At 69.6% G+C, this 12,935-nt stretch carries 9 protein-coding genes; 2 read left to right on the top strand and 7 right to left on the bottom strand.

Annotated elements, in window-relative coordinates; translation table 11 throughout:
* Positions 1-80: 80 nt before the first annotated feature.
* The 5 genes from dxs to AC07B0_RS27850 all read right to left on the bottom strand — a co-directional run bounded on the left by dxs (position 81) and on the right by AC07B0_RS27850 (position 7,020).
* Positions 81-1,997 carry a 1-deoxy-D-xylulose-5-phosphate synthase gene (gene dxs, locus AC07B0_RS27830; protein ID WP_356878057.1) on the bottom strand — a complete coding sequence of 639 codons (1,917 nt, stop codon included), beginning with the start codon at positions 1,995-1,997 and terminating at the stop codon, positions 81-83.
* A 252-nt stretch (positions 1,998-2,249) separates the two neighbouring features.
* Positions 2,250-3,530, bottom strand: a complete 1,281-nt coding sequence (locus AC07B0_RS27835; RefSeq protein WP_467297132.1) for a sugar ABC transporter permease — start codon at positions 3,528-3,530, stop codon at positions 2,250-2,252.
* A 26-nt stretch (positions 3,531-3,556) separates the two neighbouring features.
* Positions 3,557-4,345 (bottom strand): ATP-binding cassette domain-containing protein, encoded by a 789-nt coding sequence (locus AC07B0_RS27840; RefSeq protein ID WP_467296976.1) that lies wholly within the window; start codon positions 4,343-4,345, stop codon positions 3,557-3,559.
* Between the two features lie 229 nt (positions 4,346-4,574).
* Complete coding sequence (locus AC07B0_RS27845) at positions 4,575-5,687, bottom strand: sugar ABC transporter substrate-binding protein (RefSeq protein ID WP_356878059.1); 1,113 nt, start codon at positions 5,685-5,687, stop codon at positions 4,575-4,577.
* A gap of 118 nt (positions 5,688-5,805) precedes the next feature.
* A complete protein-coding gene (locus AC07B0_RS27850; protein ID WP_356878060.1) occupies positions 5,806-7,020 on the bottom strand; it encodes an ROK family transcriptional regulator in 1,215 nt (404 codons plus the stop codon).
* Between the two features lie 562 nt (positions 7,021-7,582).
* On the opposite strand from AC07B0_RS27850, the gene mgtA reads away from it, so the two are divergent.
* Both mgtA and AC07B0_RS27860 read left to right on the top strand, forming a co-directional pair.
* Entirely contained in the window at positions 7,583-10,306 is a 2,724-nt protein-coding gene (gene mgtA, locus AC07B0_RS27855) for a magnesium-translocating P-type ATPase (RefSeq protein ID WP_356878061.1), read from the top strand.
* A gap of 16 nt (positions 10,307-10,322) precedes the next feature.
* Positions 10,323-11,048: an MgtC/SapB family protein gene (locus tag AC07B0_RS27860; RefSeq protein ID WP_467296981.1), complete on the top strand. Its 726-nt coding sequence runs from the start codon at positions 10,323-10,325 to the stop codon at positions 11,046-11,048.
* Here AC07B0_RS27860 and AC07B0_RS27865 read toward each other — a convergent pair.
* Positions 11,041-11,967, bottom strand: coding sequence for a carbohydrate ABC transporter permease (locus tag AC07B0_RS27865; protein WP_356878063.1), 927 nt, complete (start codon positions 11,965-11,967; stop codon positions 11,041-11,043). The two genes, AC07B0_RS27860 and AC07B0_RS27865, sit on opposite strands and share 8 nt — an antisense overlap.
* A gap of 15 nt (positions 11,968-11,982) precedes the next feature.
* Positions 11,983-12,927, bottom strand: a complete 945-nt coding sequence (locus AC07B0_RS27870; RefSeq protein WP_356878064.1) for a carbohydrate ABC transporter permease — start codon at positions 12,925-12,927, stop codon at positions 11,983-11,985.
* Positions 12,928-12,935 lie beyond the last annotated feature (8 nt).

The following is a 12,935-nucleotide window of genomic DNA, read 5'->3' on the forward strand; positions in this document are numbered from 1 at the left end:
CAGCACGCGGACGCGAACGGGCCGGGAGGCCCACCCCTTCAGGGTGATCTCCCGGCCCGTGACGTGCAACCCCGCGCGAACTAGTCGACGGTGGCGGCCCGCTCGCTGTCGAAACGCCCGTCCAGCTTGGCGACCAGGCCCGTGACCTGCCGCGCGATGTCCGGGGCGGTCAGGCCGATCTCGGCCATGATCTCCTTGCGGAGGGCGTGGTCGAGGAAGCGCTGCGGGATGCCGAAGTCCCGCAGCGGGACGTCCACCCCGGCGTCGCGCAGGGCCTGCGAGACGGCGGCGCCGACACCGCCGGTGCGGCCGTTGTCCTCGACGGTGACGACGACCCGGTGCCCGTCGGCGAGCGGGGCCAGGGCCTCGTCCACCGGCTTGACCCAGCGGGGGTCGACGACGGTCGAGGTGATGCCCTGCTTGTCGAGCAGGTCGGCGATCTCCAGGCACATCGGGGCGAGCGCGCCGACCGAGACGATGAGTACGTCCGGACGGGTGACGTCGGCGGCCGGGGTGCGCAGGACGTCCATGCCGCCGATGCGGCCGACGGCCGGTACGGCCGGGCCGACGACGCCCTTGGAGTAGCGCACGACCGTCGGCGCGTCCTTGACCTCGACGGCCTCGCGGAGCTGGGCGCGCAGCTGCTCGGCGTCGCGGGGCGCGGCCAGGCGCAGGCCTGGGACGACCTGGAGGATGGACATGTCCCACATGCCGTTGTGGGAGGCGCCGTCGTCGCCGGTGACTCCGGCCCGGTCCAGGACGAAGGTGACCCCGCACTTGTGCAGGGCGACGTCCATCAGGACCTGGTCGAAGGCGCGGTTCAGGAAGGTCGCGTAGACGGCGAAGACCGGGTGGACGCCGCCGGTGGCGAGGCCGGCGGCCGAGGTGGCGCCGTGCTGCTCGGCGATGCCGACGTCGTAGATCCGGTCCGGGAAGACCTCGGCGAACTTGTTCAGGCCGACCGGGTGGAGCATGGCGGCGGTGATGCCGACGATGTCCGGCCGGTCGTGGCCGAGCTTGACCATCTCGTCGGCGAAGACGGAGGTCCAGCTGGCGGCGGCGGTCTTGACCGGCAGGCCGGTGTCCGGGTGGATCACGCCGACCGCGTGGAAGCGGTCCGCCTCGTGCTCCAGGGCCGGGGTGTAGCCGCGGCCCTTCTGCGTGAGGCAGTGCACGATGACCGGGCCGCTGAAGCGCTTGGCGCGCTGGAGGGCCGACTCCAGGGCCTCGATGTCGTGGCCGTCGATGGGCCCGATGTACTTCAGGCCGAGGTCCTCGAACATGCCCTGCGGGGCGATGAAGTCCTTGAGGCCCTTCTTGGCGCCGTGCAGGGTCTCGTAGAGGGGCTTCCCGACGACCGGGGTGCGCTCCAGGAGGTCCTTGCCGCGGGCCAGGAAGCGCTCGTAGCCGTCCGTGGTGCGCAGGGTCGCCAGGTGGTTCGCGAGGCCGCCGATGGTGGGGCCGTACGAGCGCTCGTTGTCGTTGACCACGATGACGAGCGGGCGGTCCTTGGCGGCGGCGATGTTGTTCAGCGCCTCCCAGGCCATGCCGCCGGTCAGCGCGCCGTCGCCGATGACGGCGGCGACGTGGTGGTCCTCGCGGCCGAGCACCTCGTTGGCCTTGGCGAGGCCGTCGGCCCAGCCCAGCACCGTGGAGGCGTGGGAGTTCTCGATGACGTCGTGGTCGGACTCGGCGCGCGAGGGGTAGCCGGAGAGGCCGCCCTTGGAGCGCAGGTTGCCGAAGTCCTGGCGGCCCGTGAGCAGCTTGTGCACGTAGGCCTGGTGCCCGGTGTCGAAGAGGACCTTGTCCTTCGGGGACTCGAAGACCCGGTGCAGGGCGATCGTCAGTTCGACCACCCCGAGGTTGGGGCCGAGGTGCCCGCCGGTCTTGGAGACGGCGTCGACGAGGAAGGACCTGATCTCGGCGGCGAGCTGGTCGAGCTCCTCCAGGCTGAGCCGGTCCAGATCGCGCGGTCCCTTGATGCGGGTCAGCAGCACCCGTGCCTCCTTGCAGTTGCTTGCTGGTCTGTCGAGTCTAATGTTCCGCTCGCGAGGGCGGTCATCGGGCGGTACCCGTAGGGTCACGCCTTTGTCATACCTGTACACCTCGTCGCGGAATCACACATCCCAAACGGGCGCATACCCGCACACCTGTACGCACACATGTACGCACAGGTGCCCGGCGCCACGCGAAGTGGCACCGGGCACTGTGACGGTTCTTACCGCCTGGGGACGCCCGAGGGCGCGCGGTCAGGCGCGTCCGGCCGTCTTCTGGGTCTTGCGGGTGACCGAGTCGATGACCACGGTGGCGAGCAGGACCGCACCGGTGATCATGTACTGGATCGGCGTCGCGATCCCCTCCAGGGCCAGACCGTACTGGATGGAGGTGATGACCATGACGCCGAGGAGGGCGTTCCAGGTCCGGCCGCGGCCGCCGAAGAGGCTGGTGCCGCCGATGACGGCCGCCGCGATCACGTTCATCAGCAGGTCACCGGCGCCGGCGCTCTGGTTGGCCGCCGCGATCTTGGAGGCCCAGAAGAGCCCGCCGATGGCGGCGAAGGTACCGGCGATGGAGAACACCGCGATGCGGATGCCGGTGACGTTGATGCCCGCGCGCCGGGAGGCCTCGACGCTGCCGCCGAGCGCGAAGACGTTGCGGCCGAAGGAGGTGCGGCGCAGGACGAAGTCCGTGCCGACCAGGACCAGGACGAAGAGCACGACCGCGAGCGGCAGGCCCTTGTACTGGTTGAACACGGCTGCCGGGCCGAAGGTGAACAGCGCCAGCACGCCGGTGCGCAGCAGGATCTCCGTGAGCGGCCGGGAGGGCACGCCCGCGGCCTGACGGCGCTTGTTGTCGGAGAAGGTGGCCAGGAAGTACCCGATCACGGCGACGGCCGCGAGGCCGTAGCCCGCCGCGACGTCCGAGAAGAAGTACGTGGTCAGCTGCCCGACCACGCCCTCGGAGTCGAGGTTGATGGTGCCGTTGCTGCCGAGGATCTGCAGCATGGCGCCGGACCAGAACAGCAGGCCCGACAGGGTGACGGCGAAGGCCGGGGCGCCGATGCGGGCGAAGAAGAAGCCGTGGATGGCGCCGATCAGCGCGCCGCCCGCGACGGCGGCGAGGATCGCGAGCCATTCGTTGACGCCGTGGGTGACGGCGAGGACGGCCACGATCGCGCCCGAGACGCCGCTGACCGAGCCGACCGAGAGGTCGATCTCCCCGAGCAGCAGCACGAAGATGATGCCGACGGCCATCATGCCCGTCGCGACCATGGTGATCGCGATGTTGGTCAGGTTCTCCGGGGAGAGGAAGTTCGAGTTCAGCCCCTGGAAGATGCTCCAGATGATGATCAGGCCGAGGACGACCGGGATGGAGCCCAGGTCACCCGCCTTCATCTTGCGGCCGAACTCGCTCAGGTACCCGGAGAAGCCCTGCTCGCGCACGAGCAGGCGCGGGTCCACGGCGGGGATGGCGTCCGCCGCGGCGGCCGGGTTGACCGGGTCCACGTGCTCCGCCGGGCCCTTGCCCAGGGGATCGGCGGCGGGATTCTGGGTGCTCACTTGCGGGCCTCCCCGGTGCGGGCCGCCCGGCGGGTCACGGCGTTGTCCGTGGCCCCGGTGATGGCGGAGATGATCTCTTCCTGCGAGGTGTCGGCGACGCTGAAGACACCGTTGTTGCGGCCCAGCCGCAGGACCGCCACCTTGTCGGCGACGGCCTTCACATCGGCCATGTTGTGGCTGATGAGGATGACGGCGTGGCCGCGCTCGCGCAGCCGCTCCACCAGGTCGAGGACCTGTGCGGTCTGCTCGACGCCGAGGGCGGCGGTGGGCTCGTCGAGGATGACGAGCTGCGGCTCGCCCAGCATCGAGCGGGCGATCGCCACGGTCTGGCGCTGTCCGCCGGAGAGCGAGGCGATCGGGATCCGGACACTGGGGATCCGGATGGACAGGGTGGTCAGGAGCTCGCGGGCGCGGCGCTCCATCTCCACCTCGTCGAGGATGCCGCGGCGCTTGAGCTCGCGGCCGAGGAAGAGGTTGCCGACGACGTCGATGTTGTCGCACAGCGCGAGGTCCTGGTAGACCGTCGCGATGCCGAGGTTCTGGGCGTCGTGGGGCTTGGTGATCGAGACCGGGCGGCCCTCCCATTCGATGACCCCGTCATCGATGGGGTGCACGCCGGCGATGGTCTTGACCAGCGTGGACTTGCCGGCGCCGTTGTCGCCGACGAGGGCGACCACCTCACCGGAGTGGATCTCGAGTTCTACGTCGGTCAGGGCCTGAACGGCGCCGAACCGCTTCGAGACCCCTCGCAACGCCAGCACGGGCGCAGCGGACACATGAACCATCTCCTTCGCCGCCTGACCGGCGGGGATGTCGTGCAAAAGAGCAGGAGCGGGGCGGATGGGGGACGACACGAGGTCGGGGAACGCGGGGAGCGGGGACTGCGGGGACCGCAGCGAACGCGGGGGACATACGAGAAACGTTTCTGCCCGGCGCTCCGCGGGTGGCGGGGAAGTTGGGCGGGGCGCCGGGCAGGCGCGGGGGCCGCCTCGGCCGGAGCGGAGGCGACGGGGCCTACTTGAGGCCGAGGGTGGCGCAGGCGGCCGCGTACTTCTCGGTGCAGATCTCTTCGACCGTGTAGACGCCGTCCTTGACGACGGTGTCCTTGATGTTCGCCTTGGTCAGCGAGACGACCGGGATCAGCACGGACGGGACGCCCTTGAGGGTCGGGCTGTCGACCTTCTGGTTGATGATCCCGTCGATCTTCTCGCCCTTGGCGAGGGCGACGGCCATCTCCGCGGCGGCCGTGGCCTCCGGGGCGTACGGCTTGTAGACGCTCATGAACTGCTCGCCCGACACGATGCGCTGCACACCGGCGAGTTCGGCGTCCTGGCCGGTCACGGGGGGCAGCGGGGACAGGCCGGCCGCCTTGAGGGCGGTGATGATGCCGCCGGCCATGCCGTCGTTCGCCGAGTAGACGCCGATCACCTTGTCCTTGCCGAGCGCGGAGAGGGCGCCCGCCATGTTGGTGTTCGCGTTCTCGGGCTTCCACTCGACGGTGTCGTACTCCTTGCCGATGTTCACCTTGCCGTCGAGCACGGAGTGCGCGCCCTGCTTGAACAGCTTGGCGTTCGGGTCGGTGACCGAACCGTTCATCATGACGATCTGGCCGTCCTTGGCCTTGTCGCCCAGCGCCTCCAGCAGCGCCTTGCCCTGGACCTTGCCGACCTCTTCGTTGTCGAAGGAGGTGTACGCGTCGATCGGGCCCTCGGCCAGGCGGTCGTAGGCGACGACCGGGATGCCCGCGTCCTTGGCCTTCTTGACCGAGCCCGCGATGGCCTTGGCGTCCACCGCGTCGAGGATCAGGACGTCCACCTTGTTGGTGATCATCGTGTCGACCTGGGAGTTCTGCGTGGTCGCGTCCTGCTTGGCGTTGGCGTAGACCACCTCGGCCTTGCCGCCGGTGAGGTCGGCAACCTTCTTCTCGATCAGCGGCTTGTCGAACTTCTCGTAGCGCGCGGTCTGGTTCTCCGGCAGGAGCAGACCGACCTTGATGGCGTCACCCTTGGCGGCTCCCGAGTCCTTCGGGGCGTCCCCGGCCTCCTTCGCACTGCCACAAGCGGCAAGTGACACGGCCATGGCACCGGCGGCGACGGCTACGGCGGCTCTGCGCATACGCGTGTTCATTACTTGAACCTCCCTGACGAGGCCGCAACGCTGCGGCCGAGGTGGATGTGAGTCAACCCCGGCCGCAAGTTTGCCGTCAAGGAGTGAATCCTTAACGAGATGACAACGGTGCCATCCGTTATCTAACTGAAGACATGACGGCAGGCGCTCGCACTCCCATCCCATTTTCCGCCAAAAGCGTCGAATCGCCCATCTCGCTGAGTACGAGGGCCAGCGCGCCGAGCACCTCCGCGCGGCCCCCCAACGACCCCGTGAGGACGGACAGCTGGCGGGCCGCGCTCGGGATCGCGTACCGCCCGACCGACTCCCGGATCGGCGTCAGGACCAGCTCCCCGGCCTCCGCGAGCGAGCCGCCGAGCACCACGCGGCTCGGGTTGAGGAGGTTGCACAGGCTGGCCACGCCGCTGCCGATGTGGCGGCCCACGTCGGTGACGACCCGGCGGCAGCCGGGGTCCCCCTCCCGGGCCAGCTCCACCACCCGCTCCATCGTCAACTCCGGCCCGTGGCTGCTCTCCAGGAGCGGCAGCACGTAGCGGGCGGCGGCGAAGGTCTCCAGGCAGCCGCGGTTGCCGCAGCGGCAGACGGGGCCCGATTCGTCGAGGGTGATGTGCCCGATCTCCCCGGCGGTGCCGCCCGGACCCCGGTAGATCTGACCGTTGATCACCAGGCCCGCGCCGACACCGCTGGCGACCTTGATGTACGCCAGGTCCTTGACGCCGCGGCCGCTGCCCCAGACCAGCTCGCCCAGCGCGCCGAGGTTCGCGTCGTTGTCGACGTAGACGGGCACGCCCAGGCGCTGCGAGAGCTCCTGGCGCGGGTTGATCCCGGCCCACCCCGGCAGGATCGCGGTCGAGCCCAGGGTCCCGGACTCCACGTCGATGGGGCCGGGCACGCCGAGGCCGACGCCGATGACCTTGTCGCGGCCCACCCCGATGCCCTCGATCAGCCGGCCGACCAGCGCCTCGGCCCGGTCGAAGCCCTCCACCCAGGACGCGTCCACGTCCAGCGGTTCGGACTCCTCCGCCAGCACCTGGTGCGCGAGGTTGCCCACGGCCACCCGCAGGTGGGTGTGTCCGAAGTCCACGCCGATCACGATGCCCGCGTCCCCGCTGAGCGAGACGCTGCGCGCCCGGCGGCCGCCGGCCGAGGTGTCGGTGACCTCGACGGTTCCGGCCTCCTTGAGCTCACGGACGATGTTGGAGACCGTGGCCGCCGACAGTCCGGTGGCGCGGGCGATCTCCGCCTGGGTCAGCGAACCGGCGAGCCGCACGGCCCGCACGACCCGTTCCAGATTCGCGCGATGCAGCGAGGACTGCGATCCGGGAGTCTGCACGACTCATCCACTCCTGCCCATAAGCGACGGCCAGCCGTCGCCCCCCGGCCGGCCGTCGCGGCTACGCGCTCCGAGACCCCGGCGTCTCTCCAACTTGTGAAGCTTAAGTCGAGCCTTTGGGCCTCCACACGTCAAGAGGCTGACGCAGCACGAAACGGACACCGGTGACCAAAAGGATGATCGAGGACCTCCCGGATCGTGTTACGGTCGCTGAGGCGCCGGTCCTCTGCGGCCTTTCCGGCCGGACCGGGCGCCGTGCCATGACAGCGCTACGCGAGGAGGTGTTCGGGATGAGTCCCGATCGAAGTCCTCGCAGCGCTCACGTCCGCTGACCTTTCCGGCCGGCCGACCCTTTTCCCGAGTGCGCACGGCAGCGCCTGACGCTGCTCCGTGCATTTTTTCACCCCTTCCGCATGCCCTGCACCTCGTGGCGCCGGGCTGCGTCATCCATGCCCACCGGCGCGCCCGGGGCCCTCCGTCCCGCCACCGCGCCGACCCATGATCACTCCACGTGACCGTGCGGCTCCGCGCTGCCCGGACGCCGTGGAGGGAGGTAGTCGTCATGACCATGCTCACCCCTCGTACCCCCGCGAAGCTCGCACCGCCGGGCCGGACCCGCCGCGAGCGCAAGGCCGCCGAGCTGGAGGCCGGCACCCGCCTCGTCGGCGAGCGCCTCGCCGCGACCAGCGCCCGCTCGGGCGTCCAGGTCCTCCAGGACCTCGACACCTCGCGCGGCGGACTCACCCACGCCGAGGCCGCGCTCCGCCTGGAGCGGCACGGCGCCAACGTGGTCGCCCGGGAGCGGGCCCCGCACTGGCTCGTCCAGCTCGCGAAGGCGTACGGGAACCCGTTCATCGGGGTCCTGGTCTTCCTGGCCGCCGTGATGTTCTGGCAGGACCCCGCGGACCCGGGCGTCGTCATCCTCTCCGTGATGGTGGGGATCAGCGGACTGCTGCGTTTCTGGCAGGAGTTCCGCTCGGGCCGCGCCGCCGACGCGCTGAAGCAGCTCGTCACCACCACCTGCGCGGTGCAGCGCCGGGCCGGCACCGGCTCCGCCCCGACCACCTTCGAGGTGCCGATGGACCAGGTGGTTCCGGGCGACCTCGTGAAGCTGGCCGCCGGTGACCTGATCCCGGCCGACCTGCGGCTCGTCGCCGCCAAGGACCTGATGGTCTCCCAGGCCGCCCTGTCCGGGGAGTCGCTCCCGGTCGCCAAGGCCGACATCAGGGGCGGCGACGACGCGGGCGCGGCCGCCTGCGCCGACCCGGTCGAGGCCGGCAACCTCTGCCTGACGGGGACCTCGGTCACCTCCGGAACCGCCACCGGCGTCGTCGTCGCGACCGGCGCCGGCACCTACTTCGGCTCCATGGCGGGCTCCCTGGTCGGCGAGCGTCCGCAGACCAACTTCGACACCGGCGTGCGCAAGGTCAGCTTCCTGCTGATCCGCTTCATGCTGGTCATGGTCCCGGTCGTCTTCATGGTCAACGGCCTGACGAAGGGCGACTGGGACGAGGCCTTCCTCTTCGGCATCGCCGTCGCCGTGGGCCTGACGCCCGAGATGCTGCCGATGGTGGTCTCCGCCAACCTGGCCCGCGGCGCGGTGGCCATGTCCCGGCGGAAGGTCGTCGTCAAGCGGCTCAACGCGATCCAGAACCTGGGCGCGATGGACGTGCTCTGCACCGACAAGACCGGCACCCTCACCGAGGACCGGATCGTCCTGGACCGCTACCTCGACGTGCACGGCGAGGAGGACGCCGAGGTCCTGGAGTACGGGTACCTCAACGCGCACTTCCAGACCGGACTGCGGAACCTGATGGACCGGGCGGTCATCGACCGCGTCGACGAGGCCGAGGAGGTTGTCGTCGACGCACGGTTCTCGATGGTCGACGAGATCCCCTTCGACTTCGCCCGGCGCCGGATGACCGTCGTCCTCAACCGCAACAGCGTGGTGGGCGCGGGCGGCCGCACCGAACACGTCATGATCACCAAGGGTGCCGTCGAAGAGGTCCTGGACCTGTGCACCCACATGACGGACCGCGGCGAGACGGTCGAGCTGACCGAGCAGCTGCGGTGGCACGTCACCCGGATCGCCGAGGACAACAACCGGCGGGGCCTGCGCGTCCTCGCCGTCGCCACCCGCACGGTCGCCGAGCCCCGCGACACCTACACCGTCGCGGACGAGGACCGGCTGACCCTGGTCGGCTTCCTCGCCTTCCTCGACCCGCCGAAGGCCTCCGCCGCCGCGGCCCTCCAGGGCCTGGCCGACAAGGGCATCGCGGTCAAGGTCGTCACCGGCGACAACGAGCTCGTCGCGGCCCGCGTCTGCGCCGAGGTCGGCATCGAGGTGGGCCACGTGGTCCCCGGCTCCGAGGTGGACGCCCTCGACGACGCGGCGCTGCGCGCGCTGGCCGCCCGTACGACCGTCTTCGCCAAGGTCAACCCCCTCCAGAAGGCCCGGATCGTCCGGGCCCTCCAGGCCGAGGGGCACACCGTCGGCTTCCTCGGGGACGGGATCAACGACGCGGCCGCCCTGCGGGACGCGGACGTCGGCATCTCCGTCGACACCGCGGTGGACATCGCCAAGGAGTCGGCGGACATCATCCTGCTGGAGAAGGACCTGACCGTCCTGGAACAGGGCGTCGTCCAGGGCCGGACCACCTTCGGCAACACCATCAAGTACATCAAGATGACCGCGTCGTCGAACTTCGGCAACGTCTTCTCGGTGCTGGTGGCGAGCGCGTTCATCCCCTTCCAGCCGATGCTCGCGATCATGCTGCTGGTGCAGAACCTGGTCTACGACATCTCCCAGCTGGCCACGCCCTGGGACCGGATGGACGAGGAGTACCTGCGCAAGCCGCGCAACTGGGACGCCAAGGGCATCTTCCGCTTCATGGTCACCATCGGTCCGATCAGCTCGGTCTTCGACATCGCGATGTTCGTGATCATGTGGAACGTCTTCGCCGCGAACAGTGAGGCGAGCCAGTCCCTCTTCCAGTCCGGCTGGTTCGTCGAGGGCCTCCTCTCGCAGACCCTGATCGTCCACATGATCCGCACCCGCAAGATTCCCTTCGTCCAGTCCCGCGCCTCCTGGCCGGTGATGGTGATGACCGTCCTCGCGGTGCTGACCGGTCTGTGGCTGCCGTTCTCGCCGCTGGCCCCTTCGCTGGGCTTCGTGGCCCTGCCGGCGGGCTACTTCCCGTGGCTGATCGGTGTCCTGCTCGCGTACTGCACGCTGACGCAGCTCGTGAAGACCTGGTACATCCGCCGGTTCAACACCTGGCTGTAGAGGGGAGGGCGGGCCGATGACGCTGCTCAGCGAAGGAGAGATGGCCGGGCACCTGGCCGCCGCGCTCGGCTTCGGGGCGCTGATCGGCCTGGAACGGCAGTGGCGCGCCCGGATGGCGGGACTACGCACGAACGCCCTGGTCGCGGGCGGGGCCGCGCTGTTCGTGCTGCTCTCGCAGTACGGGTTCCTCAGCGCGGTCTCGGAGGTGAACTACGACGGCTCCCGGGTCGCCGCCCAGATCGTCTCCGGGATCGGCTTCCTCGGCGCCGGAGTGATCATGCGGGACGGGCTCAGCGTCCGGGGCCTGAACACGGCCGCCACCCTGTGGTGCTCGGCGGCCGTGGGCTGCCTGGCGGGCGTGGGCCTGTTCGTGCTGGCCGCCTTCGGGACGGCGGGCGTGGTGGGGGCGAACCTCCTGCTGCGCCCGCTGGGCCGGCGGCTCGACCGGGAGCCGCGGGGCGGGGCCGAGGTGGCCTCCGACTACCACTTCGAGGCGGTGTGCCTGGAGGCGGAGGAGGCCCGCGTCCGCCACCGGGTGGTCGACGCGCTCGGCCGGCCCGGCTACCAGCTGCGGGAGATCCGCAGCCAGGACGGGCCGGCCGCCGGTCTGGTCACCGTGTCGGCGCTGCTGACCGCCGAGGGGACGCAGGGCCGGACGCTGGAGGAGGCGGTCAGCAGCCTCTCCCTGGACCCGGCCGTCTCGGCGGTCGGCTGGTCGGTCCTGCCGGACCCGGCTACTTGAGGGTCGCGGAGGTCAGACCGGCCTGGATCTGGCGCTGGAAGGAGAGGTAGACCACCAGCATCGGGATCATCGCGATGGTCACGCCGGCGAACAGCACCGGCAGGTCCGTCTCGTAGCCCATCTGGTACTGGAGCTGGATCAGGCCCTGGGTGAGCATGTACCGCTCGGGGTCCGATCCGCTCTGCGGCTGCATCAGCACGGAGGGCAGGATGTACTGGTTCCACTGGCCCAGGACATTGAATATCCCCACGCTGATCAGGCCGGGCTTGGCCATCGGCAGCATCACCTGGAAGAAGATCCGGGTGTCGGAGGCCCCGTCGATCACCGCCGCCTCGTGCACCGCCGTCGGCAGCGTACGGAAGAAGGAGTGCATGAAGAAGACCGTGAACGGCATCGAGTAGGCGACGTAGACCAGGATCAGGCCCTGGTAGCTGTTGAGCATGTCCAGGCGCTTGACCATGAAGAACAGCGGTACGAGCGCGAGGAACACGGGGAACATGGCCCCGCTGACGAAGAAGTAGTAGATGATCCGGTTCCCCTTGAAGGGGTACCGGGCCAGGACGTAGGCCGCCATGGAGCCCAGCAGCATGGTGAGCGGCACCGAGAACACCATCACGATGAGGGTGTTGGCGAAGTAGTCGCCGATCCCCTTGTCCCAGGCCCGCCCGAAGGCGTCGAAGTTCCAGTTCGAGGGCCAGCTGAGGGCCGAGCCGCCGATCTGCGAGTCGGTCTTGAAGGATCCGAGCGTCAGCCAGATCAGGGGCAGGACGATCAGTATCGCCCAGACGGCCAGGAAGCCGTGGGAGAAGACGTTGAGCGCCATGCCGTCGGAGGCGCGGTTCCCGCCCGCCTTGGGGCGGCCGCTGCCGCCGGACTTCTCGGCCGCGGCCTCGCCGGGGGCCTTGATCACTGTGGTCATCGTGTCGTCTCCCGCTCAGAACTCGATGCGCTCGCGGCGGGTGGCGCGCAGCGTGACAAGGGAAAGGATCAGGGTCAGGATCAGCATGACCACGCCCATGGCGCAGGCGTATCCGCTCTTGCCGAAGTAGAGGAAGTTGCGCATCAGGACCGTGGCCATGACCTCGCTGTGGTGGTCGGGTCCGCCGCCGAACTGGCCCGAGGTCATGGTCGACACGAGGACGAACATGTCCATCGCGGCGATGCCCAGGTAGACCGCCGAGGTCTGTACGGAGTCCCAGAGCAGCGGCAGCGTGACCTTGACGAAGGTCTGGGCGCGGCCGGCGCCGTCCAGCAGGGCGGCCTCGTAGATGTCCTTGGGTACGGACTGCATGGCCGCGGAGAAGAGGACCAGGTAGAAGCCGACGCCGTGCCAGACGACCACGAGCAGCAGGCACCAGAGCACGAGGTCGGGCTCGTTGAGCCATTCGACGGGACGGGCCTGGTCGACGACGCCGATCCGGGTGAGGAAGCCGTTGAGCAGGCCGCCCTCGTCGCTGCGGTAGACGGCGCCGAACAGCACCGCGAGGATGGCGAGGGAGAGGACCTGCGGGAAGAAGTAGACGACCTTGTAGAAGGCCGATCCCCGTACGCCCCGGACGCCGCCGGCCCCGCTGCGCCCTCCCGCGTTCACCATGAAGGCGAAGAAGAGGGCGAGCAGGATGGTGATCGTCGGGACGAACACCAGGAGCAGCAGGTTGTGCCACAGGGCCCCGAGGAAGACCTCGTCCTCCATCAGCGTCGAGTAGTTCTCCAGGCCGACGAAATCGAACGTCGGTGACTGGCCCGACCAGTTGGTGAAGGAATATCCGAACGTCTGGACGTACGGCCAGATGACGAAGGTCAGGTACAGCGCGAGGGGCAGGACGAGGAATCCGGCGATGAAGCCGCCCCGTCCCCTGCTCGTGGCTACTTGGCTCATGGTGTCCG

It is taken from the genome of Streptomyces sp. NPDC044704 (assembly GCF_056433525.1).

Excerpts from the sequence above, each read along its gene's own strand:
- AC07B0_RS27865 (WP_356878063.1), bottom strand. The coding sequence starts at position 11,967 with ATGACCACAGTGATCAAGGCCCCCGGCGAGGCCGCGGCCGAGAAGTCC.
- AC07B0_RS27845 (WP_356878059.1), bottom strand. The coding sequence starts at position 5,687 with ATGAACACGCGTATGCGCAGAGCCGCCGTAGCCGTCGCCGCCGGTGCC.
- AC07B0_RS27860 (WP_467296981.1), top strand. The coding sequence starts at position 10,323 with ATGACGCTGCTCAGCGAAGGAGAGATGGCCGGGCACCTGGCCGCCGCG.
- AC07B0_RS27870 (WP_356878064.1), bottom strand. The coding sequence starts at position 12,927 with ATGAGCCAAGTAGCCACGAGCAGGGGACGGGGCGGCTTCATCGCCGGA.
- mgtA (WP_356878061.1), top strand. The coding sequence starts at position 7,583 with ATGACCATGCTCACCCCTCGTACCCCCGCGAAGCTCGCACCGCCGGGC.
- AC07B0_RS27840 (WP_467296976.1), bottom strand. The coding sequence starts at position 4,345 with ATGGTTCATGTGTCCGCTGCGCCCGTGCTGGCGTTGCGAGGGGTCTCG.